The organism is Grimontia sp. AD028 (assembly GCF_000973155.1).
GTDB classification, from domain to species: domain Bacteria; phylum Pseudomonadota; class Gammaproteobacteria; order Enterobacterales; family Vibrionaceae; genus Enterovibrio; species Enterovibrio indicus.
The window spans coordinates 22,071-46,149 of record NZ_LASY01000020.1; the positions used below are offsets into that span (position 1 = coordinate 22,071).

Here is a 24,079-nt window from a genome sequence, read left to right on the forward strand (position 1 = left end):
GTCAGACCTTAATGTTAAGAAGGTAATCAATAAGAAAGGATTTGCAGATGAGCGTGGTTTCGATGACAACTGGTATCCCTGCTGAACAGCAGATCAGCGAACTGGAATCGCAATTTGCCAAACTGGTCGCCAAGACCACCCAAGATCCCGACCCTGCCTACGCCGAGCGTATTCGGGACTTGAAGCATCTGCAAAAGGCATTGAAAAAACACGCCGACACCATCGTCGATGCCCTGTCTCAGGATTACGGGCATCGCAGCCGCACCGATTCACTGATGGCAGACATCCTTCCCTGCTTCCAAATGTTGCATTACACCAAGCGCAAGCTGAAACGCTGGATGAAACCATCTCGCCGCTCCGCGGGATTGCTCATCACTCCTGCCAAAGTTGAAGTGCACTATCAGCCGCTTGGCGTGGTTGGCATTATCGTACCGTGGAACTTCCCCATCACTCTAAGCCTCATTCCACTGATGACAGCAATAGCCGCCGGAAACCGAGTGATGCTCAAGATGAGTGAGTTCACGCCTCTGACTGCACAGGCCGTTAAAGCCATGCTGGCCGAAGTGTTCGATGACGATAAAGTCTGCGTCGTGGAAGGCGATGTATCAGTGGCAGAAGCCTTCACCCGGCTTCCGTTTGATCACCTGATGTTCACTGGCTCGACCGAAGTCGGCAAGAAAGTGATGAAAGCGGCATCTGAAAACCTGACGCCGGTAACGTTAGAGCTTGGCGGCAAATCACCGGTGATTGTCGGACCGGACATCGACCCCATGCTCGCAGCAGAACGCATGCTGTTTGGTAAGAACCTCAATGCCGGGCAAATCTGCGTGGCGCCGGATCATGTGTTTGTGCACGAAGACAATCTGGAAGAGTTCGTCGAAGCGCTGCGCGTGAAGTGGAATGAAGCTTACCCACAAGGCATTCAGAGTGATGACCGCACCGCCATCGTGACTGAGCGCCAGTTCTCGCGCCTGAAAAGTTTGATGGAAGACACCGACAAGCGCGGCATCACCACCATCCCACTGGCTAATCCGGCTATCTTGCCTGAAACGCGGAAAATGGCGCTTCATCTGGTGATCAATCCGCCAAAAGACAGTGCCATCATGCAGCAGGAAATTTTCGGTCCCCTGCTACCGATCATCACCTATCAGGATGTGCATGATGTGCTTAATGCACTTCGCCATCAGCCCCGCCCGCTAGCACTGTACCTGATGACACTCGATCAGAATTTCATCCAATACACCATTAGGCATACGCATTCTGGCTCTATCGCTGTGAATGACACCATCATGCAGGTCGCGGTGGATGACACACCTTTCGGCGGCATTGGTGCATCCGGTATGGGGCACTATCACGGCATTGAAGGCTTCCGCACCTTCAGTCACGCCAAAACCGTATTCCAGCGCGGCAAGCTGAACCCCGGAAAACTGATGGCACCGCCGTATGGCAAATGGTGGCAGAAAGTGATGTTTAAGCTGTTTTTGCGTTAGATAGACACTAAGAAGGCGCCATTGGCGCCTTTCGTTATTTTACTCCGTGTCCGACTGCCGCGGTCCATACCTGGTACCACCGTTCCCTGTTTAAAGAGACTTTACTGGCTTCGACCAAAGGACGAATGTTATCTATTTTTCCGGAGCCGGTAATGATTCTTGGCTGGCTAGGTATCGCCAACACCCAAGCATAGATAAGCTCAGCCAATGAAGAGACACCAACCTCTTCCATCACCTCACCCAAGCTTTCTGATAATCGCTGAGTAACCTCATCCTGTGGGTCAAACAATCTACCACCTCCCAAACAAGACCAGATCATTGGACGGATGCGGTTTTGGTAGCATTGATCGAAAAGGCCATTGTCCAGAGCTTCTGTCTGAAAGGGGGAAAACTCAAACTGATTGGTACATAACGTCACATCCAGCGCGTCTTGCAATAGCGAGAATTGGGACACACTGAAGTTGGACACACCGAAACGGCGGACTTTACCCTGCTGCTTTAGTGTATTTAATGCCTCATTCACTTCCTCTACATCCATCAGGTAGTCTGGACGGTGCAACAGCAAGGTATCGACGTAATCCGTTTTAAGCGCTTTCAACGAATGATTGACCGACGACAGGATAGTTTCTTTGGAAGAGTCGTAATGGCTGACGCTGCGAGCATCAAGAGCACCGTTGCCTACACCTCGAATGCCGCACTTGGTAATGATGTTAACCCGGCTTCGTAATGTCGGTGAAAGCGCTAATGCTTCACCAAAGCTTTCTTCACTGCGATAAACATAGGCATGATCAAAATCGGTCACACCAATATCAATGAGCTCGCAGATAAAACGGTTCAACGCCTGGTCGGAAAGCCCCCACGCACTTGTGCGCCAAAAGCCAGCAATTATCGATTTATCACCATTCTCTGCCTGCATCATTGTGATCCTCTTCGCCTTCAAAAGTGCCGAGAATAAAGGCTTTCAGCAAAGTAAGAGTAATGAAGTAGCAACAGGTGCGAGAGACAACCCAAACTTTTCGGTTCCATCTACTTTTCAGACAACGTGAAGTGCTTCGAAGAGACATCCGCTTTCGGGGCTTTGTCTTCGCCACCTCCAAATGTAAGAAACGTTTGGTGGGGTTTCCTTTAGCTAGGAAGAACAGTTTCATTTAACGCCACACTAAACCCGTTTCTACTCTGCTCAGGGAGACATTGCTAACGGAGGATTGAAAAACACAGTTCGTTAGTGACTGGCTGTCATTCAATGAGCTTGCTTCCACTTTCCCGCCAATTTTATTCGGCCTCTCATCGCCTTTTCCATTAACCATCCACCGAACTTTTTTATTCCAACAGCGCCATAACCAAGCCTGTTTCTGTTTAGGGAAAATGATCTGACAGCAGCGCAAAATCTGACATTTCTACTGGTTAACATGCGGCATTTTTGCACCTTCTCCCGTGGTGTAATTTCAGGTAACGAAGCGTTTCACCGTGATCTTTATTTCAAATCGCTTTTTGTACTCCTCCTATGATGGTCGCCGAATTGAAGAGGCCGGTCTTGGCCTTTTGCAGATAACCTGACAGGTGTGAAAATGACGTTTAAATTGGCTCCTCTTTCTGCATCCATCCTGCTTTCACTGGCACTTGCCGCCCCTGTTACTGCTGCCCCCTCAAGCAGTGACTTACTTCAGCAATACACTAACGTTCTCGACCGAACTGGCGACCCACAATTTCTGCGTGACTACGACAGTTACAGCAACCTTAAATACAACGCCTTTGTCGATAACGGTGCCTGGCATGGCCACCTGCTGCCTACCGATGAAAAAGGCTATGGCGCAGTAGGCGGCATCATGCAGGTCACGCAGGAATACGCCCACTACCTGTCAGATCAAGCCTTCGATAAAATAGTACTGACTGACAACAAAAGCGGCGAGGTGATTGATTTTTCATCCGCACAAGCGAACATCTACAGTACGCCGGACGCCTTGGTACAGGAATTGACGACACCCAGCCTGAAAGTGACCATGACCCTGCGATTTGTCACCGACCGCACATCCTTGCTTGAAACCAAATTTGAAGATTTAAGTGGCAAAAACCGTCATTTCACTGCTGAATGGCAAGGCGAATTGCTTTCCCATGCCCTTTCGAGCCAGCCGACAAAAACCGTTGACGAGTTCTACCCTGATTACGGCCGTAAACTCACGAAAAACAGACTGGGCCTGACCATTTCCAGCAACGAAATGAAAGGCAACTGGGCGATTCGCAATGATGCAGATTCCGCGTTCGTGATTGCCCGTTCGGTCAAAACCGACACTGACATTGATGGTCTTGCGTACACCGAAACCGCCAAGATCAAGGTGAAACACAACAAAAACACCCGCATTTTCACCACCTTCTCGCATTTGCATAACGCCGAAGAAGTGGCCGCCGAAAGTCCAAAAATCAAAGCCATCCTGAAAAAGCCTGATACCTACATGGAAGCGGCAAAGACACGTTGGACGGAGTATCTCAGCAAGGGCCTGACTAACGAGCAGGCAACACAAGCGCAAAAGCGTGTTGGCGTGAAAGCCATGATGACACTGAACAGCAACTGGCGCGCCGCAGCTGGTGACGTAGAACATGACACCGTGACCCCTTCGGTCACGGGACGCTGGTTCTCCGGCAACCTGACCTGGCCTTGGGATACCTGGAAACAAGCCTATGCCATGGCGCACTTCAACCCAGACGTCGCGATGGAAAACATTCGCACCGTGTTCCAGTATCAGGTGCAGGAAGATGACGTTATCCGCCCACAGGACAAAGGCTACCTGCTGGATGTGGTGACTTATACTGCACCGGAATCCCGCGGTGGTGCGGGCTCTGAAAACTGGAATGAGCGCAACACCAAGCCATCATTGGCAGCCTGGGCGGTGATGGAGATTTATCACGCCCTTCGCGATGAATTTGACCGCCAGGCAGATGCACAGGCATGGATTGATGAGATGTATCCAAAGCTTGTTGCCTACCACGACTGGTGGCTGTCCAACCGAGATCACAACGGTAACGGCGTGCCAGAATACGGTGCAGCAGTCGACCCGGCCCACAACACAGAAGATGGCCGTATGTATGTGGAAGTGGTCACGAAAGAAGATCTTGGCGCCAAGTTTGGTGCAGATGCCGTCTTGATCGGCAACGTGAATGGCGAGCGTCAATATCAGGTTATCGGTGTGGATAACTATAACCGTGTGCTGGATGAAGTAATTTACTCCGATCTCCATGTTGGCGCTCAGGAAGCCGCTGGCTGGGAATCCGGCATGGACAACGCCGCACGCTTTGGTTTTATCTATGAAGACCAACTGCAAGCCTACGCTGACAACACCTACAACGGCGATGTGGAACGCGCACGCAGAGACTGGCAAGTCCGCTTTGGCGAGAACCGCGATGCTGAAACCAATGCGCTACTTGGCTTCTCTATGTTGCAGGAGTCGGTTGATCAGGCCTCTTACATGTACTCAGATAACTTCTATCTGGCGGACATGGCTGAGCGTGTATCGGTTAGTGTAGACGGTAAAGAGCGCGCACAAGAGTTCCGCACTGGTGCAGAACAAATCAAAACTTACATCAATACCTGCATGTTCGACGAAGCGACTGGCTTCTATTACGACATCCGCATGGTGGATCAAAATGGCAAGGACACCGCCTACGAGAAGAACGGCATCATCTGTGCGGGCGAACCACTGGTCGAACGTGGCCGCGGCCCGGAAGGTTGGGGGCCGCTGTTTAACGGCGCAGCTACCCAGGCGCAGGCTGATAGCGTGATCCGCACGATGACAGACCCAGACGAGTTTGCTACCTCGGATGCCTTCCCGGGTTACGGTATTTCCCTGCCTACCGCGAGCCAGACCAACCCGGCTTATGGCAAAGACATCTACTGGCGCGGCCGGGTATGGCTGGATCAGTTCTACTTTGGCGTAAAAGCGATGGAGAAATACGGCTACGGTCCAGAAGCGGTGCAAATGGCACATCAGCTGTTTGAAAACGCCGAAGGCATGACAGCCGACGGCGCCATTCGAGAAAACTATAACCCGGAAACGGGCGCGGTTCAGGGGGCTTCTAACTTCTCATGGAGTGCGGCGCACCTGTACATGCTCTACCGTGACTTCTTCTGATTGAAGGGTCTCAAAAAACAAAACGCTCCCATTAGGGAGCGTTTTTGTATGCATTGATTGATACAGCTTAAACGTGCTGCCCTGCTACCCAGCCTGAGCTCCAGGCCCATTGGAAGTTGTAGCCACCGAGCCAACCGGACACATCCATGACTTCGCCGACAAAATAGAGTCCCGGGACTTTCTTGGTTTCCATGGTTTTTGATGAAAGCTCGTCGGTATCCACGCCGCCAAGCGTCACTTCTGCCGTGCGGTAGCCTTCGGTGCCATTTGGTGCGATGTGCCACTGATGCAGATAATCGCCAAGCGCGCTAATGTCTTTCGGGTTTAGCTGCTTAAGAGGCTTATCCTGAATGTCACCACGTTCGATCATGGCTTCCACCAGACGCTTTGGCAGTAATCGCGCCAAACTGTTTTTCAGACTCTGTGCGGGATGCTTGTCGCGCATGGCGTTGATGGTTTCCACCACGTCTAAATCTGGCAGCAGGTTGACCTCCACTTTCTCGCCCGGCGTCCAGTAAGAGCTCACCTGAAGAACCACAGGGCCAGATAAACCGCGGTGAGTAAACAGAAGGTTTTCTTTAAACAGCACGCCGCTTTCGGTGGTAATGGTCACGGGAATCGCGATACCGGACAAATCAGCAAACGCCGCTTTGTCTTTGTCATGCAGGGTAAACGGCACCAGACCAGCAGTCGTCGGTATACGTGCCAGCCCGAACTGCTCGGCGATTTGGTAGCCAAACGGGGTGGCACCGAGCTTCGGCATGGAAAGACCACCGGTTGCCACCACCAGTGACTGGCAGCTTACCGTGTCCGTATCCAGCTTCAGGGTGAAGCCGTCTTCTGTCTTTTCGATATCATGCACATCGCAGCGGTAACGCTGTTCAACGGTCGGCAGGTCGCACTCTTTCAGCAGCATTTCAACGATGTCTTTGGCGGAGTCGATACAGAACAGCTGGCCATGCTCGCGCTCTTCCCACGCAATGCCGTATTCGTTGACCATGGAGAAGAAATCCCACTGGCTGTATTGCGCCAGTGCAGATTTCGGAAAGTGCTTGTTACGGCAGACGAAGTTAGCAGCTGAGACATCATAATTGGTGAAGTTGCAACGGCCACCGCCGGAGATCAGGATTTTCCGACCCGGTTTTTTGCCGTTATCGACCACCAGCACATTGCGACCACGCTTACCTGCCTGCGCGGCACACATCAGGCCTGCTGCGCCTGCGCCAATGATCACTACATCATACTGCTTCATCTTTATTGCCCATTACACGAAATCGGGCGGCATTGTAGCCGCCCGAGCACCTTGGAGCCAGTCTAGTTTTTGTCCGGCGCTGGCGCCAATTCGGGATTGAGCGGGATCTGCGCTTCCATGCCATCATCACGGTCAAAGGCGATGGTGCGGGTCGGGAAGGCAAAGTCGGCACCATGTGCATGAACAATCTCGACAATTTTCAGCATCACGTCCTGCTTCACTTCATGGTATCTCGCCCAGTTGATGGTTTTGGTGAAGGTGTAGATAAAAAAGTTCAGTGATGAACCTGCAAACGCATCAAAATTCACCATCAGGGTAGCGTTCTGCTCGATGTCCGGATGGGTCTCCAGCATCTTTTTCACATCGGCGACGATAGCTCCCATCTTGTCGGCATCTTTGTAGCGGATACCGATGGTTTCGTTGATGCGACGATTACGCATCCGCGACGGGTTCTGAACCACGATATTGCTGAACACCGAATTCGGTACATAAAGCGGGCGGCTTTCAAACGTGCGGATCATGGTCATTCGCATACCGATACGCTCAACCGTACCTTCTATGTGTCGGTCTGGAGAGTTAATCCAGTCGCCGACACTGAAGGGTCGGTCGAAGTAAATCATCAGGCCGCCGAAGAAGTTCGACAGCAAATCTTTCGCCGCCAGACCGACAATCAGGCCACCGACACCACCAAAGGTGAGAAGACCTGTCAGGCTGATACCAAACTCTTGCAGCAGCGTCAGCACACCAATAAAGGCAAGCAGAAGGCGCATCACATGACCAATGGCGGACACTGTGGTCTGATCGCGTTTATCCGACTGGGACAGGTACGCTTCGATAGCATTCACCAAACGCAGCATGACCCAGAGCATCAAAACGATGAGCAGTACGCGCCGGGAAACGCTCAGCCAATCCGTACCGACTTTGGCACCCACATCTATCAAACTGCCCATCGCAAAGGTTGTCGGCCATAGCCAGATAAACACGCTCACTGGCGTACTAACGGCCTTTAATACAATTTCGTCCCACTGGGTACGGGTTTTCTTAGAGACTTCCAACAGCTTACTGAACACCAATCGCCATACCAGCCAAGCGATTGCCGCTGCACCAAGCATCAGACCGACATGTTCCAGCCAATCAAAATTGAATCCCTCAGCACTTTGCTGCCACCACGTAAGAAATCTATCCAAAGCCTGCTCCGACGTTATGAGTTTGTTCTGGTTCAGAAGGTTAACAAAAAAAACGCTGGCATCTGCCAGCGTTTTCCGAGATTTGAGTTTGCGATGGTTTTTCTCGCTTTAAAGTCCTGCAAATGCCACAAAAAAGAGGGACATAACCAGTGCAAGCACCAGCGCCGTCGAAAGAATGAAAAGGTGGCGGACTTTGTTGCACTTGGCAATAAACGCATCGTCGTGGTGATGCAAATATTCCTGGCTTCGAATGTAATGAAACAGACGCTTCTGGCGGCTGATATCGCCTTGCGGCGCAAAAAAGTTATTGCCGCGTGCCACTTGTTGATACAGCAGAGGATTGGCGTCCCGCAACATTACCAGCAAGGTTCGCAGCGAGCTCAGATAGCGCATGATGTTAACCAGTGTGACGAAAAAAATCGCAATAATCAGGGCGTCTCCGCTCATGGTTCATCTCCCAGTATTACTGATGTGCAGCCCTATTAGGATTGCCCACCACAGAGGCAGTTCACGAAATACTGCGCCTGTCAGATAAAACTCAATGAAGAACAGGGTCTTTCCGTCTTCCCCCAAATCCGTTTTGCGCTCGCTTAGCGAAAATGCAAACCGATAGACCAGACTGAATGGATAGATACGACAATCTGGTATCAGATGGCTCAACCTCTCCGTAATGAGGTGTTATCCACGCTGCTGTCTCCATGGTTTGAGACCTGCGTTTTGCCATCACACGTCACCCTTAGTGATTTAGTTTTCGGCTCCGTGTTTTATTTAAGTATAGATTTGATGCAGAAAACGCCAACTCAAAGTGCATATTCTTTGTGCTTTGAGCTGGATTCCAGATAAGCGATTGTTTTTCTTTTTTATCAATCTGATAGCTATTCTATCTATAGAGGGAAAGCTGTTTTTCCCAGAAAAATCATGCACTGGTAGTCGAGTCACGCAATGCGCATCGGCAGTGGGATCCAGGCAACAGTCTTCGCACAGGGACAGTGGTAATTTTCACCTGTAATCATTGGCTTAATGGGGAGTCAGGCTATGGGCTATAAACACATTTTGGTGGCAGTGGATTTGTCATCTGACAGTGAGGTGTTGGTGCAAAAAGGTGCGGCTCTGGCAGCTCCTTTGGGCGCAAAACTCTCGCTCATTCACATTGATGTGAACTATGCGCAGCTCTATACCGGCCTTATTGATGTGAATTTGGTAGAAACCCGCAACCGCATCATTGATGAAGCGCAGTCCCAGTTAAATGCACTGGCAAGACATGCCGATTATCCTGTTGCGCATACGCTGGTTGCCAGTGGCGATCTGGCGGATGAAATCACGGAGTCCATTAGCCACTACGAGTTTGATTTAGTGCTTTGTGGTCATCATCAGGACTTCTGGAGCACCCTCATCTCGTCGGCCAAACAGCTTATCAACAAAACGCCGGTCGACATGCTGATGGTGCCACTGCCAAGCTGATCGCGACGCTCCTCCGTCCAGCATAAGATCGCTACACATTGCCGCCAAGTTCATTAGAATTGGCGGCAATTTTAATGATTTTAGGGAAAGAAAATGGGGTATTTATCGTTTGTCACCCTGCTATGGGCGTTTTCATTTAGCTTGATTGGCGTGTATCTCGCCGGACAGGTCGACGCTTGGTTTTCCGTTGTCACCCGTGTGGCACTCGCGGCACTGGTTTTCCTGCCGTTCCTGCGTCTGAAAGGCGTACCTAAACCACTGATGCTGAAACTGATGGCCATCGGTGGCATTCAGCTTGGCTTGATGTACTGCTTTTACTACCAGTCTTTCCTCTACCTTTCTGTACCGGAAGTCTTGCTGTTCACGGTTTTCACACCGGTCTATGTCACCCTCACCTACGATTTACTGAACCGTCGTTTCTCGCCTTGGTATTTGATAACAGCGGCATTAGCGGTATTAGGTGCGGTGGTGATCAAGTTCGCTTCCGTAAACCCGAACTTTATGCTGGGCTTCTTGATTGTTCAGGGTGCAAACCTCTGTTTTGCAATCGGTCAGGTCGGCTACAAGGTAGTGATAGAGCGTGCCGAAATTGAAGTGCCTCAGCGTACTGTGTTTGGTCTTTTCTACCTTGGCGCTCTGTGCGTTGCCCTGCCTGCGTTCCTACTGCTTGGCAGCACCGATAAATTGCCCACCACCAATCTGCAGTGGGGCATTCTGATTTACCTTGGCACTATCGCTTCCGGTTTGGGCTATTTCCTGTGGAACAAGGGTGCGACCCTTGTGAATGCCGGCGCGCTGGCCGTGATGAACAATGTGTTGGTGCCAGCAGGTATCATAGTGAATGTACTGATTTGGAACCGTGATGCAGACCTGATGACACTGGCGTTTGGCGGTGTGGTGATTCTGGCGTCGCTCTGGCTCAATGAAACCTGGGTGAAAAAGAAAGTCGAAGCGACCGCTTAATTCTTCCAAGCCTATAAACAAAAACACCGCCATCTGGCGGTGTTTTGCTATTTGACCTTCGCGCTTGGCTGAGCACTTACAGGAAAGCGTAAGCATCCGCAAACAAGTGGTCTCGCTCTGCGCCACGTTCGTTACAGAACATCTCGCGGGCCGCGCCTGCCATTTCAAATCGACCTGCGATGTAAACATCGTACGCAGACAGTGATACGAAATCTTCCATCACGGCTTCGAGCACGTTGCCCACTTTGCCATTCCAGGCTTCCGGTGCATTTTCAACCACCGGGATGTAGTTCAGGAGGCCGTTCTTCAGTGCCAGTGCTTCCATTTCGTCATTGGCGTAGAGCTGGCTCGCATCGCGGCCCCCCCAGTATAGGAAGATAGGCTGCGCAAAGTTCTGGCTCAGGCAATGGTCAACCATACTGCGTACGTAAGAGAAGCCCGTACCACCCGCAATCAAGACCAGCGGGCGCTGGCGTTCTTCACGCAGCCAGGCATCACCGTGTGGCGCTTCAATCACAAAAGAGTTGTCGCCTTTTTCCAATGTCGCTTTAGCCGCTTTCACCACGTCCATCGCGTAGGCATTTTCTTCTGCCGCGCCGATGTGCAGTTCCAGCTCATGGCCGTTCTGGCGACATGGGCTGCTGGCAATCGAGAATGGACGCTTGTCTTTCTCACCCATCACTGCCAACAGGTATTGACCTGCTTTGTAGCTCACTGGCTGTTCAGGCTTCAATAAAATTCGATAAGTGTTATTGGTCAGTGACGACACTGACGTAACTTCACATTTAATAGTCATCGCTTTCCTCAAAACTAACCACCAGATCACTGCATGGAATGGCCTGACAGGCAAAGATCCAGCCTTGTTGTTTTTCCTGTTCAGTCAGCATTGGTTCGAGATGATATCTCACCTCGCCTTCAACCAGCCGACACAGGCAGCTTGCACAAGCCCCAATCTGGCAACGGTTAGGAAAAGGTACCCCTGCGTCGAGCGCGCCTTGTAATAATGTCTGGTGTCCGGATACGGTAAATTGCGTTCCGGCAGGCATCAGGTGTACCGCATACATGTTCTAGAGACCCAGTTTATCCCACATTTCATCAACATTCGCGACAGTTAGCGGGTCTTTGCTGATAGGCGTTCCCCACTCACGAACCGACTCACCCGGCCATTTGTTGGTCGCATCTAATCCCATTTTAGACCCCGGACGCAGAGCCTGAGACTCATCATCCTGCGCGTTTGCGCGCAACAGGGTATCACGAGCGGGATCCATTCGGGTGGTTATTGCCCAAATTACATCGTTCCAGTCGCGGATGTTGACGTCTTCCTCATCAAACGCCATCACAAACTTCACGTCAGCCACTTCCCCAAGTGAATTCCAAATCGCCTCGATGATTCGCGGGCCGTCGCCGAGTGCCTGTTTCTTGATGGTCGCCATCACCATGCCATTGGCATGCGCTTCCGGTGGCAGGTAAATATCCGTCAGTTCACTGTGTGCCGCTTTAAGAGCAGCAACGCGGGATTCAATCTCTTCACTGTCCGCGACACGAGCGTCGTCATTGGCGTAACCTGAAAGCTCAGCTTCCCACTTCTTGGTGACATCCAAGCCCATTTTTGAGCCCAAGCCGACAACAGGGGATGCAAAGTCCAAGGAATCAATTGGCGTGTGCTCAATCATCAGGGTATCGCGCACCGGATCCATGCGGGTCGTCATCGCATGAGCCACACTGTGCCAGTCACGGGCGTCCACGTCTTCATCACAAACAATCACATACTTGGTGTACATAAACTGGCGAAGGAATGACCACACACCCATCATCACGCGCTTGGCATGACCTGGGTACTGCTTCTTCATGGTCACCACTGCTGCGCGGTAGGAGCAGCCTTCCGGTGGCAGGTAGAAATCGACGATCTCCGGGAACTGCTTTTGCAAAATAGGCACAAACACTTCGTTCAGTGCCACACCCAGCACCGCAGGTTCATCCGGCGGACGTCCGGTGTACGTGCTGTGGTAAATCGGCTTCTGGCGCATGGTCACATGAGTCACAGTAAACACGTGATGGCGTTCAACCTCGTTGTAGTAACCAGTGTGGTCACCATAAGGGCCTTCATCCGCAAACTCATTTGGGTCGATGTAGCCTTCCATCACAATTTCCGCGCTCGCAGGCACGTCCAAATCGTTACTCAGGCTTTTCACCACTTCGGTTTTACTACCACGCAATAGGCCAGCAAACGCGTATTCAGACAGGGTGTCCGGCACTGGGGTCACCGCGCCAAGAATGGTTGCCGGATCGGCACCATAAGCGACTGAAACCGGGAAAGGTTTACCTGGATGGGTTTCCATCCATTCACGCAGGTCGAGCGCGCCGCCACGGTGCGCCAACCAACGCATGATGACTTTGTTCTTACCGATTTTCTGTTGGCGGTAAATTCCAAGATTCTGGCGCTTTTTGTTAGGGCCACGGGTAATAGTTAATCCCCAGGTCAGCAATGGTGCCACATCACCCGGCCAGCAGCTCATTACCGGAATTTTATCGAGATCGACTTCATCGCCCTGCCACACCACTTCCTGACACGGGGCTTTGCGAAGACGCTTTGCGGGCATGTTCAGTACCTGACGGAATACAGGCAGCTTTTCAATGGCGTCTTTGAAGCCTTTTGGTGGTTCAGGCTCTTTCAGGTAGGCCAGCAATTTGCCGACTTCGCGCAGTTCTTTCACTTCTGTGCGCCCCATCCCCATTGCCACGCGCTTCGGTGTACCAAACAGGTTGGCCAATACAGGCATGTCATAGCCGACAGGGTTTTCGAATAAGAGTGCAGGCCCACCGGCACGCAGGACGCGGTCGGCAATTTCGGTCATTTCCTGATCTGGGCTGACAGGGTGAGAGATGCGTTTAAGCTCGCCCACAGATTCCAGGTGGTCGATAAATGCGCGTAAGTCAGTAAATTTCATAACCTTCCCGGTTGAGGTGTGTTGGTTCGATTATAACGAGCCGATAAAACCTGAACAGGCGGATATGTAAGAATTCTTAAGGCAATTAGCCTTCTACCTGTTCCAGTCCATTGCGGATGTTTCTGCGAGTCACGCCAGAGGTCGTTTGTTCGAGCTCACGCAGCCATTCTGTATGACCTTTGCGGGCGATCAGCTCAACAACGTTTTTACCTCGCTGACGATCGGCGATTTGCTTTTGCAGGAAGTCTTTAACGTTTTGAGGCAAAGGGTGCAATCCCGCGAGCTGTCGCACAGCCGTTTCCGCCAGTACGGGGTTGACGGTGGCGGCGATCATCAGCTCGATATGCTTGTTGGAAATAGGCGGCATTTCGAGTTTCTGGAGGGCAGCCAAACTATAACTGTCTGTGCGGCGAAGCCACAACAAGTCGTACACTTTGGGCTTGTCGCTTTTCTCAGCAAGCGCTGCAAGCAGTGCATTGTCTGGGCTCCATACCATGTTTTTGTCATCAAGGTACAAAGTGACCAACTTATCCAACTGGGTTTGATTGAGTGTGGGTACGAGAGTGACGATCGCTTCACGACGCAACGCGTAGTCATTCGAGGAAAAAGAGAGCCACTTCGACAGGTTAAGCTGGTTGTAGTTGAGAAGGCGCATCGCCTCATCCTGCATCAACTTGATTTGCCAACGGTTGAGTACCCATTTCGCTTCCCCAGCGTAGTTAAACGCCGGCATGGTGACCCAAAAGCCATCCCCCTGACTTTTCACCAGGTATTTGGGTTGTTGTCTGCTGATGGTTACCAGAAACTTTTCGCGCTCTGGTGTCATGGTTGAAAAATCGAGCGCCCTGCGAGCCAGAACGGTCAAGGCTTCTTCTTTTTGAAGTTCAGGCAGGGAGTCCAGGTACGTATTAAGCGCATCGATGTCGTTTTCATCGAACAATTTCGTGGCACGCAGGATTTTGGAGACGGAGGCAGGATCGGCCATGTGTGCTGCCACGTCGTTGGGAGAAAGCGTCACAGCACGTGACACCCCAAACAACAGGGTTGGCAACATAACAGCGAATAAAATCAGTAATCGTTTCATCCCGGAAATCCTACGTCAGCCTATCCATTTACGCTGACTGGTTGGCGATTTGCCTCAATTCTGATGATCTGTATCAGTTTTGGCAACTAATAAGATTGTAATTAGAGAACAATCCGTTTGTCAGCCTAATAAAAAAGCACCGCATTGGCGGTGCTTTTTTATCAATTTGAAACGCTTACGACTTCTGACGACGCATGGCTTCGAAGAACTCGTCGTTGGTTTTGGTCATTGCCAACTTGTCGATCAGGAACTCCATGCCTTCGATTTCGCCCATTGGGTGAACAATCTTACGCAGGATCCACATCTTCTGAAGTTCGTCAGGCTTGGTCAGCAACTCTTCGCGACGGGTACCTGAACGGGTGAAGTCGATAGCAGGGAAGACACGCTTCTCCGCAATCTTACGGGACAGGTGCAGTTCCATGTTACCTGTACCTTTAAATTCTTCGTAGATAACTTCATCCATCTTAGAACCGGTATCAACCAGTGCCGTCGCGATGATAGTCAGGCTGCCACCTTCTTCTACGTTACGTGCCGCACCGAAGAAACGCTTCGGACGGTGCAGTGCGTTGGCGTCCACACCACCGGTCAGTACTTTGCCTGAGCTTGGTACCACGGTGTTGTATGCACGTGCCAGACGGGTGATGGAATCCAGCAGGATAACCACGTCTTTCTTATGCTCAACCAGACGCTTGGCTTTCTCGATCACCATCTCAGCAACCTGTACGTGACGGCTTGCTGGCTCGTCGAAGGTTGAGGCAACCACTTCACCTTTAACCAGGCGCTGCATCTCGGTCACTTCTTCCGGACGTTCGTCGATAAGAAGTACCATCAGCTCACACTCAGGGTGATTGTAGGCAATGCTCTGCGCAATATTTTGCAGCAGCATGGTTTTACCCGCTTTTGGCGGTGCCACAATCAGACCACGCTGACCTTTACCGATTGGCGATGCCAGATCCAGCACACGTGCTGTGATGTCTTCGGTTGAACCGTTACCGCGCTCCATCACCATACGCTCGTTGGCGTGCAGTGGGGTCAGGTTTTCAAACAGGATCTTGTTACGCGCATTGTCAGGCTTGTCGTGGTTAACTTCGTTCACTTTCAACAGTGCGAAGTAACGCTCACCGTCTTTCGGTGGACGAATTTTGCCTGAAATGGTGTCACCGGTACGCAGGTTGAAACGGCGAATCTGGCTTGGCGACACGTAGATGTCATCCGGGCCTGCCAGGTAAGAACTGTCTGCGCTGCGCAGGAAGCCGAAACCGTCCTGAAGAATTTCCAGCACACCGTTACCAAAGATATCTTCGCCGCTTTTCGCGTGCTGCTTAAGGATGGCAAAGATGATGTCTTGTTTACGGAGGCGGGCAAGGTTCTCAAGGCCCATGCTTTCGCCCAAGGCTACAAGCTCAGAAACGGCCTGATTCTTCAGTTCGGTAAGATTCATAGTGGTAGGTGTCTTGTCAGTCAAATTTGAGGTCTGAGTTAGTTAGGGTTTAGCGATCAAGGGTGTGATCGAGGAATGAACAGAAATGTACAATTTACGTGCAATAAGTTAGCACCAGATTGGAAAGCTGTCTAGCTGGCGGAAAGAATTAAGCCGTGCCCGGGGATGGTCACGGCTTCTCTGTCACATTACAGGTTTGCGTCCAAGAACTCTTTCAGTTGAGTTTTAGACAGTGCGCCAACCTTAGTTGCCGCCACGCCACCGTCTTTGAACAGCAGCAGCGTTGGAATACCACGGATACCGAACTTAGGTGGTGTACCTGCGTTCTGGTCGATATTCAGTTTACCAATAGTGACTTTCCCTTCGTATTCTTCAGCGATCTCGTCAAGAATCGGGGCGATCATCTTACAAGGACCACACCACTCTGCCCAAAAATCAACCAGTACAGGGCCTGCAGCATTGATAACATCTGCGTCGAAGCTGTCGTCGGTCAGCTGCAAAATCTTGTCGCTCATCTTTCACTCCAATGATTATTTTTTGTCACTGGTGATATACCAACCAGTAAATCATCGCACTATTTGAATGTATTCACTATCGTATTGCAAGCCTAAGCTGATATTCTATGCGGATGAAAATGACGCATCTCACAGAGCAGAAATTTGCCGACTTCGGTCTTCACGCCGATGTTATCAAGGGTTTGGAAGAAAAAGGGTTTCATAATTGTACCCCTATCCAGGCTCTGGCATTGCCGGTCCTGCTCACCGGCCAAGACATTGCAGGACAGGCCCAGACGGGCACAGGTAAGACGATGGCATTCCTGACTGCGACTTTCCACCATTTGCTGACAACGGAGGCACCTGCCGACCGCAAGAAAAACTGTCCGCGCGCTATCATCATGGCACCAACGCGCGAACTTGCGATCCAGATCTATAACGATGCTGCTCCGCTGCTGGCTTCAACCTCTCTGACTGCGGGTCTTGCCTACGGTGGCGAAGCTTATGAGAAGCAAAAAGAAGTACTGGAAGGCGGCGTTGATATCCTGATCGGTACCTGTGGCCGTATTATCGATTTCTACAAACAGCGCGTGATTGACCTGAGCGGCATTCAAGCTGTTGTGCTTGATGAAGCAGACCGTATGTTCGATCTGGGCTTTATCAAAGATATCCGCTTCCTGTTCCGTCGTATGCCAGCACCGGCAGACCGTCTGAACATGCTGTTCTCCGCGACCCTTTCTTACCGCGTGCAGGAACTGGCGTTTGAGCACATGACCAACCCAGAGCATGTTGTGGTTGAGCCAGAGCAAAAGACCGGTCACCGCATTAAGGAAGAACTGTTCTACCCGTCGAACACCGACAAGATGCGCCTGCTGCAAACCTTGATTGAGGAAGAGTGGCCGGAGCGTGCGATCGTGTTTGCAAACACCAAGCATCGCTGTGAAGACATCTGGGGTCACCTGGCAGCTGACGACCTGCGTGCAGGCCTGCTGACTGGCGATGTTCCTCAGAAGAAACGCGTTAAGATTCTGGAAGAGTTCACCAAAGGCAATGTAGACATTCTGGTTGCAACCGATGTTGCTGCACGTGGTCTGCACATTCCTCAGGTAACCCACGTATTCAACTATGACCTGCCAGATGACTGTGAAGATTACGTTCACCGTATCGGCCGTACCGGTCGTGCGGGTGCAAGTGGTGCGTCTATCAGCTTCGCGTGTGAAGAATATGCCGTGAACCTGCCAGCGATCGAAGAATACATCGATCACGCCATTCCGGTATCTGAATACAATGAAGACGCCCTGCTGACTGACCTGCCTGCACCTATCAAGGTACATCGCCCACGTCAGGTAAACAGCCGCCGTAACACCTCCGGCAAATCCGGCTCACAATCACGTGGCCGCGGCCGTCGTCGCCCGTCGACCAACAAAGCGTAAATCTATCAGGGGTAACCACAGAGCATGGAAAACGCGCGTTCGCCCCTGTACGCTGCCATTGACCTCGGTTCAAACAGCTTCCACATGCTGGTTGTGCGTGAAGTTCAAGGCAGCGTACAAACGTTGGCAAAAATTAAACGTAAAGTACGCCTGGCCTCCGGCCTCGACAGCAATTTGAATCTCAGTGACGAAGCCATGCAGCGCGGCTGGGATTGCCTTTCATTGTTCGCTGAGCGCCTTCAGGACATTCCTTCAGACAACATCCGTATCGTCGCTACCGCTGCCCTTCGCAGCGCCAAAAACGCCGATGTGTTTATCAAGCGTGCCAACCAAATTCTTGGCCACTCCATCAATGTGATCACAGGTGAAGAAGAAGCCTGTACCATCTATCAGGGCGTGGCACACACCTCGGGTGGTAAAGGTAAGCGTCTGGTGGTCGATATCGGTGGCGCCAGTACCGAAGTGATTATCGGCGAAGGCTTTGATGCTGCGGCATTGACCAGTCTGGATATGGGTTGCGTGACCTGGCTGGAAAAGCACTTCAAAGATCGCTCACTCACCGAAAAGAGTTTCGACTCCGCCATTGAAGGCGCAAAAGCGGTGCTTTCCCCTATCGTCAAACGCTATCGCGAACTCGGTTGGGATGTCTGTGTCGGTGCCAGCGGCACCGTGCAGGCCTTGCAGGAGATCATGGTGGCGCAAGGTATGGACGAAACCATCACCCTGGCGAAACTCCAGCGCCTTCGCAAACAGGCAATTGGCTTTGGACAGGTAGAAGAGCTCGATATCGACGGCCTGACGTTAGAGCGTGCTTTGGTATTCCCAAGCGGTCTCTCTATCCTGATTGCGATATTTGAGGATTTAGGTATCGAGTCAATGACGCTGGCAGGTGGCGCACTGCGCGAAGGCTTGGTGTATGGAATGATGGATACAATGTCCGAACAGGACATCCGAAAGCGTACCATCCAGAGCATACAGTCTCGCTATCAACTGGACGACATCCACGCAGACAACGTCGCGAAGACAGCGCAAAGCCTGCTGCAACAATGCGGTGAAGGCTGGATTGCAGAGCCTGTCGCTCCCGTGATGCTTGATGCTGCTGCGAAGCTACATGAAATCGGAATGAGCATAGGCTTTAAAAAAGACGGTGAGCATGCCGCTTACCTGCTCGATAGCCTCGACCTACCCGGCTTTACCCGCGCGCAGAAAAAACTGCTGGCTGAAATGCTGCGCCACTACCGCGAGCAACTGGTTCCGATTGCGCCGCAAAGTGCGATTTCACCCAACAGCGCTAACCGCCTGCTGCGTCTTTTACGCATAGCGGTACTGCTCTGTCACCGCCGAGACAGTAAAGCGATTCCTGCTGTTACGCTGAAAGCAAACGGCGACTCGCTCGAACTGACGATGCCTGATAACTGGCTGAACGCAAATGTGCTGATGGCGACTGAGTTGACGCTTGAAGCAGAGCGCCAGAGCGATAACCACTGGCCGTTGACCATAGCGTAAGTCAATCGAAGGCACAAAAAAGCACGGTCAAGACCGTGCTTTTTCTTTTTGGGTTGATAATGGCGAGTTAAACGCCAATCCCGCTGTGGCGCAGCAGCGCATCCGGTGATGGCTCGCGACCACGGAAGCGTTTGAACAGCTCCATTGGCTCTTCACTGCCGCCGCGCTCAAGAATGTTCTCAAGGAACGACTGGCCGGTTTCAGTGTTGAAGATACCCTCTTCTTCAAAGCGGCTGAACGCGTCTGAAGACAGCACTTCCGCCCACAGATAGCTGTAGTAACCCGCACTGTAACCACCCGCAAAGATGTGGCTGAACGAGTGTGGGAATCGGTTCCAGTCTGGAGAAGGCACAACCGCGACCTGGCTCTTCACTTCTGCCAGCGTTTCTAACACTTTCGCCCCTTCTTCCGCGTCGAAACGGGTAAACAGGGTGAAGTCGAACAAGCCAAACTCCAACTGGCGCAACATGCCCATGGCAGAGTTGTAGTTCTTCGCCGCCAGCATTTTGTCCAGCATCTCTTTTGGTAGTGGCTCGCCGGTCTCATAGTGGCCGGAGATAAACGCCAGCGCATCTTCTTCCCAGCACCAGTTTTCGAGGAACTGACTTGGCAACTCAACCGCATCCCATGGCACACCGTTGATACCGGATACCGACGACACATCAACCTTGGTCAGCATGTGGTGGATACCATGGCCGAACTCGTGGAACAGCGTCACCACTTCATCATGGGTAAACAGCGCGGGTTTACCACCGATTGGCTTGTTGAAGTTACAGGTCAGGTAAGCGACCGGGCTTTGCAGCTCACCAGATTCGGTCACACGACGCACTCGGCATTCGTCCATCCAAGCGCCGCCACGTTTGTGTTCACGGGCGTAAAGATCAAGGTAGAAGCTGCCACGCAGTTCGCCTTTCGCATCGAAGATATCGTAGAAAGACACGGACTCATGCCACACGTCCACGCCGTCACGACGTTTAACGTCCATGCCGAACACACGTTTCAGCACTTCGAAAAGACCAGCAACCACTTTGTCTTCTGGGAAGTACGGACGCAGCTCTTCATCAGAAATGCTGTATTGATGCTGCTTAAGCTTCTCGGCGTAGTAACCCACATCCCAAGGCTCAAGCGTTTCCACACCGAAATTGTCTTTGGCGAATTGCTTGAGGGTATCGAATTCTTTTAAGCCCTGCGGGCGCGCTTTTTCCACCAGCTCGTTCAGGAAGGTCAGTACCTGATCGGTAGACGCCGCCATTTTGGTTGCCAGCGACAGTTCACTGTAGGTTGCAAAGCCCAGCAGACGGGAAATCTCACTTTTCAGCAGCAGGGTTTCATTGATGAGGTCGGTGTTGTCCCACTTGCCTGCATTTGGACCACGGTCAGATGCGCGGGTGGTGTACGCCTCGTACATTTCTGCGCGAAGCTCACGGTTGTCACAGTACGTCATGACTGGCAGGTAAGACGGAATGTCCAACGTCAGCACATAGCCTTCAAGCTCTTTGCTTTCTGCCTGCGCTTTAGCTGCAGCAAGCGCGGATTCAGGCATGCCCACCAGCGCGTTTTCGTCGGTCACATGCTTGGACCAACCCATGGTGGCGTCGAGCACATTGTTCGAGAAAGTCGACGACAGCTCAGACAATCGCTTGCTGATCTCACCAAAGCGGTGCTGCTCTTTAGGCGGCAGTGCAATACCGGAAAGCTCGAAATCGCGCAGAGAGTCTGTGATGGTCTTTTGTTGAGCTGGCGTCAGGGAGTCAAAATCATCACGCGCTTTGATCGCCTTGTAAGCATCATAAAGCGGCTTGTGCTGTCCAACCCAGGTCGAGTAGTCAGACAACATAGGAAGGCAGGCTTCATACGCCTCTCGTAATTCCTGACTGTTCACCACCGCATTCATATGGCCTATCGGTGACCAAATGCGACTTAGTCTGTCGTCGCTTTCTGCCAGTGCTGCACAGATGTTGTCCCAGCTTGGATCTGTGTTGTTTTCCAAAACCGCTTCAATCGCAGCGCGGCAATCAGCAATTGCCTGCTCGACGGCAGGTTGCACGTGCTCAGGTTTGATTTGAGAAAAAGGAGGCAAATCGTTAAACGACAGCAGCGGGTTGGACATAATGAGTTCCTTCATAATATTCAGTCTTAGTATTTATGAAGGCAATTAAGCGGCTTTTCAATGCTGAGGCTGGATCCATCCCTCCAATAAGCGATAATGCTCGACACTTTTCTATTTTCACCGGATATCGACATGCTCAGTTACCGCCACAGCTTCCATGCTGGCAACCATGCTGATGTGCTCAAACACATAGTTCAAAGCCTCATCATTGAATCGCTCAAGCAAAAAGACAAAGCCTTTGTCTACCATGACACCCATAGCGGTGCGGGTCGCTACGATTTATCTGACGAGCGCGCTGAGAAAACCGGTGAATACAAAGAAGGCATTGGCTTGATTTGGGAGTGCAACGATGCACCTGAAGCGATCAAACCTTACCTTGATACTATTCGTGCACTGAACCAAGGCAACAAACTGCGTTACTACCCAGGCTCACCGAAAGTCGGCCGCAGCCTGCTGCGCGAGCAAGATCGCGCTATTTTCACAGAGCTTCACCCTAGCGACTTCCCTCTCCTGCTTCAGGAGTTTCGCGGTGACCGCCAAGTAAAAATGTACAAGGAAGACGGATACGCACGTCTTAAAGCCAGCTTGCCACCCAAAGAGCGACGCGGAGTGGTGTTGATAGACCCACCTTACGAGCTCAAGCACGAATATCAGGACGTGGTAGATGCGATTGATGAGAGCGTGAAGCGCTGGGCAACCGGCACCTATGCGATTTGGTATCCGGTGGTTTACCGCAAAAATATCGACCTCATTACCAAAGGTCTGGAAAAGCTCGGCATCCGCAAAATCCTGCAAATCGAACTGGGTGTAGCGGAAGACAGTGAAGAGCGCGGCATGACAGCGTCCGGCATGATTGTGATTAATCCGCCATGGACGATGGAAGCACAGATGAAAGAAATTCTACCTTGGCTGCAAAGTAAAATTGCACCCGAGACAGGCCACCAATTAGTACAATGGGTAGTGCCTGAATAACATACGGATCTTGAAAGGTCTGATATTATCAGGGGATGCTAATGCTTCCCCGCTCAACGGGATTTAAGAATAACCAAACGGAGAAACTCATGGCCAAGCATTTTGATTATATTTGTATCGGCGGCGGCAGTGGCGGTATCGCCTCTGCAAACCGTGCCGCGATGTACGGTGCAAAAGTCGCGTTGATCGAAGCGCAACACCTCGGCGGCACCTGCGTAAACGTAGGCTGTGTACCGAAAAAGGTGATGTGGCACGGCGCGCAAATCGCAGAAGCCATCAAAATGTACGGCCCTGACTACGGCTTTGACACCACACTGAACAAATTCAGCTGGGACAAGCTGGTAGAAAACCGTGAAGCCTACATTGGCCGCATCCACACCTCTTATGAAAACGTGCTGGGCAAGAACAAAATCGAAGTGATTGAAGGCTTCGGCAAGTTTGTTGATGCTAAAACGGTTGAAGTAAATGGCGAGCACTATACCGCTGACAACATCTTGATTGCTGTCGGTGGCGCACCAACCATTCCAAACATTCCAGGTGCGGAACATGGTATCGATTCAAACGGCTTCTTTGAGCTGAATGAGCAACCAAAACGCGTTGCTGTAGTTGGTGCAGGCTACATCGCAGTCGAAATCGCCGGCGTATTGAATGCACTGGGCACTGAAACACACCTCTTTGTGCGTAAAGAGTCTCCACTCCGCAGCTTCGACCCGATGATCATCGATACCATCGTTGAAGTGATGGAAAAAGAAGGCCCAGCGCTTCATACCCACTCGATTCCGAAAGAAGTGGTGAAAGAGTCTGACGGTTCACTGACCTTGCATTTTGAAAGCGGTGAGACCCACAACACGGATCTGCTGATCTGGGCAATCGGCCGTCATCCAGTCACAGAGAAAATCAATCTGGCTGCAGCAGGTGTTGAAACCAATGACCGTGGTTACATCAAAGTGGATGAGTTCCAGAACACCAATGTTTCTGGCATCTACTGTGTGGGTGACATCATGGAAGGCGGCGTCGAGCTGACGCCAGTCGCGGTTAAAGCAGGTCGTCAACTGTCAGAGCGCCTGTTCAATGGCAAAGCAGACGCCAAGATGGACTACGAGCTGATCCCAACCGTGGTGTTCAGCCACCCACCCATCGGCACTATCGGCCTGACTGAAGGCGAAGCAAAAGCGCAGTACGGCGAAGAGAATGTGAAGGTTTACACCTCCAGCTTCACCGCCATGTACACCGCCGTCACCCAACACCGTCAGCCATGCAAAATGAAGCTGGTATGTGCGGGAGATGACGAGAAAGTCGTAGGTCTGCACGGCATCGGCTACACCGTGGATGAGATGATTCAAGGCTTTGGCGTTGCGATGAAGATGGGCGCCACCAAAGCAGATTTCGACAGCGTAGTCGCGATCCACCCAACAGGCTCAGAAGAGTTTGTTACCATGCGTTGATCGCCAAGCGATTAAAAAGAGCCTCGCACTTGCGGGGCTTTTTTATGCTCCCAAATCAGATAAATAGTCAAAGCACTCCCTAACACTCCGCCAACTATCTCATCACGAGACTTGTAGCCAATTTGCCTGACCTCAAATACACCGTGCGCTAGATCACAATACAATATCT

At 51.6% G+C, this 24,079-nt stretch carries 20 protein-coding genes; 8 read left to right on the forward strand and 12 right to left on the reverse strand.

All coding sequences use genetic code 11. The features are described from left to right. The first annotated feature begins 47 nt into the window (after positions 1 to 47). Positions 48 to 1,490 (forward strand): coniferyl aldehyde dehydrogenase, encoded by a 1,443-nt coding sequence (locus tag RN22_RS05260; protein WP_046303405.1) that lies wholly within the window; start codon positions 48 to 50, stop codon positions 1,488 to 1,490. Positions 1,491 to 1,524: 34 nt separating this feature from the next. Here RN22_RS05260 and RN22_RS05265 read toward each other — a convergent pair whose 3' ends face one another. Beyond that, positions 1,525 to 2,409, reverse strand: coding sequence for an aldo/keto reductase family oxidoreductase (locus RN22_RS05265; protein WP_156168170.1), 885 nt, complete (start codon positions 2,407 to 2,409; stop codon positions 1,525 to 1,527). 649 nt (positions 2,410 to 3,058) lie between these two features. On the opposite strand from RN22_RS05265, the gene ygjK reads away from it, so the two are divergent. After that, positions 3,059 to 5,614 carry an alpha-glucosidase gene (gene ygjK / locus RN22_RS05270; RefSeq protein WP_046303407.1) on the forward strand — a complete coding sequence of 852 codons (2,556 nt, stop codon included), beginning with the start codon at positions 3,059 to 3,061 and terminating at the stop codon, positions 5,612 to 5,614. 67 nt (positions 5,615 to 5,681) lie between these two features. Here the strand turns inward: ygjK and RN22_RS05275 are convergent, their stop codons facing one another. From RN22_RS05275 to RN22_RS24965, 4 genes are all read right to left on the reverse strand, one after another. Next, entirely contained in the window at positions 5,682 to 6,866 is a 1,185-nt protein-coding gene (locus tag RN22_RS05275; protein ID WP_046303408.1) for an NAD(P)/FAD-dependent oxidoreductase, read from the reverse strand. Between the two features lie 62 nt (positions 6,867 to 6,928). Beyond that, complete coding sequence (locus RN22_RS05280; RefSeq protein WP_046303409.1) at positions 6,929 to 8,053, reverse strand: mechanosensitive ion channel family protein; 1,125 nt, start codon at positions 8,051 to 8,053, stop codon at positions 6,929 to 6,931. Between the two features lie 108 nt (positions 8,054 to 8,161). Beyond that, entirely contained in the window at positions 8,162 to 8,500 is a 339-nt protein-coding gene (uspB, locus tag RN22_RS05285) for a universal stress protein UspB (protein ID WP_002535458.1), read from the reverse strand. A gap of 3 nt (positions 8,501 to 8,503) precedes the next feature. Continuing rightward, positions 8,504 to 8,713, reverse strand: a complete 210-nt coding sequence (locus tag RN22_RS24965) for a hypothetical protein (protein ID WP_156168171.1) — start codon at positions 8,711 to 8,713, stop codon at positions 8,504 to 8,506. Positions 8,714 to 9,088: 375 nt separating this feature from the next. On the opposite strand from RN22_RS24965, the gene RN22_RS05290 reads away from it, so the two are divergent. Then, positions 9,089 to 9,514, forward strand: a complete 426-nt coding sequence (locus tag RN22_RS05290) for a universal stress protein (protein ID WP_002535461.1) — start codon at positions 9,089 to 9,091, stop codon at positions 9,512 to 9,514. 93 nt (positions 9,515 to 9,607) lie between these two features. Further along, the gene (locus tag RN22_RS05295; RefSeq protein ID WP_046303410.1) at positions 9,608 to 10,477 is read left to right on the forward strand and encodes a carboxylate/amino acid/amine transporter; all 870 of its coding nucleotides are present in this window, start codon (positions 9,608 to 9,610) and stop codon (positions 10,475 to 10,477) included. Between the two features lie 76 nt (positions 10,478 to 10,553). On the opposite strand, the gene fre is transcribed toward RN22_RS05295, so the two are convergent. The 6 genes from fre to trxA all read right to left on the reverse strand — a co-directional run bounded on the left by fre (position 10,554) and on the right by trxA (position 16,465). After that, a complete protein-coding gene (fre, locus tag RN22_RS05300) occupies positions 10,554 to 11,273 on the reverse strand; it encodes an NAD(P)H-flavin reductase (RefSeq protein WP_002535463.1) in 720 nt (239 codons plus the stop codon). Beyond that, on the reverse strand, positions 11,263 to 11,541 hold the full coding sequence (locus tag RN22_RS05305; RefSeq protein WP_046303411.1) for a 2Fe-2S iron-sulfur cluster-binding protein: 279 nt from the start codon (positions 11,539 to 11,541) through the stop codon (positions 11,263 to 11,265). Before RN22_RS05305 ends, fre begins: the two co-directional genes overlap by 11 nt. A 3-nt stretch (positions 11,542 to 11,544) precedes the next feature. Continuing rightward, complete coding sequence (gene ubiD / locus RN22_RS05310; protein ID WP_046303412.1) at positions 11,545 to 13,425, reverse strand: 4-hydroxy-3-polyprenylbenzoate decarboxylase; 1,881 nt, start codon at positions 13,423 to 13,425, stop codon at positions 11,545 to 11,547. 85 nt (positions 13,426 to 13,510) lie between these two features. Continuing rightward, positions 13,511 to 14,509, reverse strand: a complete 999-nt coding sequence (locus tag RN22_RS05315) for a hypothetical protein (protein WP_002535467.1) — start codon at positions 14,507 to 14,509, stop codon at positions 13,511 to 13,513. A gap of 175 nt (positions 14,510 to 14,684) precedes the next feature. Then, on the reverse strand, positions 14,685 to 15,950 hold the full coding sequence (gene rho / locus RN22_RS05320; protein ID WP_002535468.1) for a transcription termination factor Rho: 1,266 nt from the start codon (positions 15,948 to 15,950) through the stop codon (positions 14,685 to 14,687). Positions 15,951 to 16,138: 188 nt separating this feature from the next. Next, positions 16,139 to 16,465 (reverse strand): thioredoxin TrxA, encoded by a 327-nt coding sequence (trxA, locus tag RN22_RS05325; protein WP_002535469.1) that lies wholly within the window; start codon positions 16,463 to 16,465, stop codon positions 16,139 to 16,141. A 113-nt stretch (positions 16,466 to 16,578) separates the two neighbouring features. On the opposite strand from trxA, the gene rhlB reads away from it, so the two are divergent. Beyond that, positions 16,579 to 17,877 (forward strand): ATP-dependent RNA helicase RhlB, encoded by a 1,299-nt coding sequence (gene rhlB, locus RN22_RS05330; RefSeq protein WP_156168172.1) that lies wholly within the window; start codon positions 16,579 to 16,581, stop codon positions 17,875 to 17,877. 24 nt (positions 17,878 to 17,901) lie between these two features. Next, positions 17,902 to 19,383: a guanosine-5'-triphosphate,3'-diphosphate diphosphatase gene (gppA, locus tag RN22_RS05335; RefSeq protein WP_046303414.1), complete on the forward strand. Its 1,482-nt coding sequence runs from the start codon at positions 17,902 to 17,904 to the stop codon at positions 19,381 to 19,383. Between the two features lie 67 nt (positions 19,384 to 19,450). Here the strand turns inward: gppA and prlC are convergent, their stop codons facing one another. Beyond that, positions 19,451 to 21,493, reverse strand: coding sequence for an oligopeptidase A (gene prlC, locus RN22_RS05340; RefSeq protein WP_046303415.1), 2,043 nt, complete (start codon positions 21,491 to 21,493; stop codon positions 19,451 to 19,453). A 132-nt stretch (positions 21,494 to 21,625) separates the two neighbouring features. On the opposite strand from prlC, the gene RN22_RS05345 reads away from it, so the two are divergent. Together RN22_RS05345 and gorA are read left to right on the forward strand one after the other, a co-directional pair. Beyond that, a complete protein-coding gene (locus RN22_RS05345) occupies positions 21,626 to 22,465 on the forward strand; it encodes a 23S rRNA (adenine(2030)-N(6))-methyltransferase RlmJ (RefSeq protein ID WP_046303416.1) in 840 nt (279 codons plus the stop codon). An 89-nt stretch (positions 22,466 to 22,554) separates the two neighbouring features. After that, positions 22,555 to 23,910: a glutathione-disulfide reductase gene (gorA, locus tag RN22_RS05350; protein WP_002535478.1), complete on the forward strand. Its 1,356-nt coding sequence runs from the start codon at positions 22,555 to 22,557 to the stop codon at positions 23,908 to 23,910. Positions 23,911 to 24,079 lie beyond the last annotated feature (169 nt).

What these genes read in the sequence shown, in the direction of transcription:
- RN22_RS05260 (WP_046303405.1), top strand. Translation starts at nt 48, where the DNA reads ATGAGCGTGGTTTCGATGACAACTGGTATCCCTGCTGAACAGCAGATC.
- RN22_RS05265 (WP_156168170.1), bottom strand. Translation starts at nt 2,409, where the DNA reads ATGATGCAGGCAGAGAATGGTGATAAATCGATAATTGCTGGCTTTTGG.
- ygjK (WP_046303407.1), top strand. Translation starts at nt 3,059, where the DNA reads ATGACGTTTAAATTGGCTCCTCTTTCTGCATCCATCCTGCTTTCACTG.
- RN22_RS05275 (WP_046303408.1), bottom strand. Translation starts at nt 6,866, where the DNA reads ATGAAGCAGTATGATGTAGTGATCATTGGCGCAGGCGCAGCAGGCCTG.
- uspB (WP_002535458.1), bottom strand. Translation starts at nt 8,500, where the DNA reads ATGAGCGGAGACGCCCTGATTATTGCGATTTTTTTCGTCACACTGGTT.
- RN22_RS05290 (WP_002535461.1), top strand. Translation starts at nt 9,089, where the DNA reads ATGGGCTATAAACACATTTTGGTGGCAGTGGATTTGTCATCTGACAGT.
- RN22_RS05295 (WP_046303410.1), top strand. Translation starts at nt 9,608, where the DNA reads ATGGGGTATTTATCGTTTGTCACCCTGCTATGGGCGTTTTCATTTAGC.
- fre (WP_002535463.1), bottom strand. Translation starts at nt 11,273, where the DNA reads ATGACTATTAAATGTGAAGTTACGTCAGTGTCGTCACTGACCAATAAC.
- RN22_RS05305 (WP_046303411.1), bottom strand. Translation starts at nt 11,541, where the DNA reads ATGTATGCGGTACACCTGATGCCTGCCGGAACGCAATTTACCGTATCC.
- ubiD (WP_046303412.1), bottom strand. Translation starts at nt 13,425, where the DNA reads ATGAAATTTACTGACTTACGCGCATTTATCGACCACCTGGAATCTGTG.
- RN22_RS05315 (WP_002535467.1), bottom strand. Translation starts at nt 14,509, where the DNA reads ATGAAACGATTACTGATTTTATTCGCTGTTATGTTGCCAACCCTGTTG.
- rho (WP_002535468.1), bottom strand. Translation starts at nt 15,950, where the DNA reads ATGAATCTTACCGAACTGAAGAATCAGGCCGTTTCTGAGCTTGTAGCC.
- trxA (WP_002535469.1), bottom strand. Translation starts at nt 16,465, where the DNA reads ATGAGCGACAAGATTTTGCAGCTGACCGACGACAGCTTCGACGCAGAT.
- rhlB (WP_156168172.1), top strand. Translation starts at nt 16,579, where the DNA reads ATGAAAATGACGCATCTCACAGAGCAGAAATTTGCCGACTTCGGTCTT.
- gppA (WP_046303414.1), top strand. Translation starts at nt 17,902, where the DNA reads ATGGAAAACGCGCGTTCGCCCCTGTACGCTGCCATTGACCTCGGTTCA.
- prlC (WP_046303415.1), bottom strand. Translation starts at nt 21,493, where the DNA reads ATGTCCAACCCGCTGCTGTCGTTTAACGATTTGCCTCCTTTTTCTCAA.
- RN22_RS05345 (WP_046303416.1), top strand. Translation starts at nt 21,626, where the DNA reads ATGCTCAGTTACCGCCACAGCTTCCATGCTGGCAACCATGCTGATGTG.
- gorA (WP_002535478.1), top strand. Translation starts at nt 22,555, where the DNA reads ATGGCCAAGCATTTTGATTATATTTGTATCGGCGGCGGCAGTGGCGGT.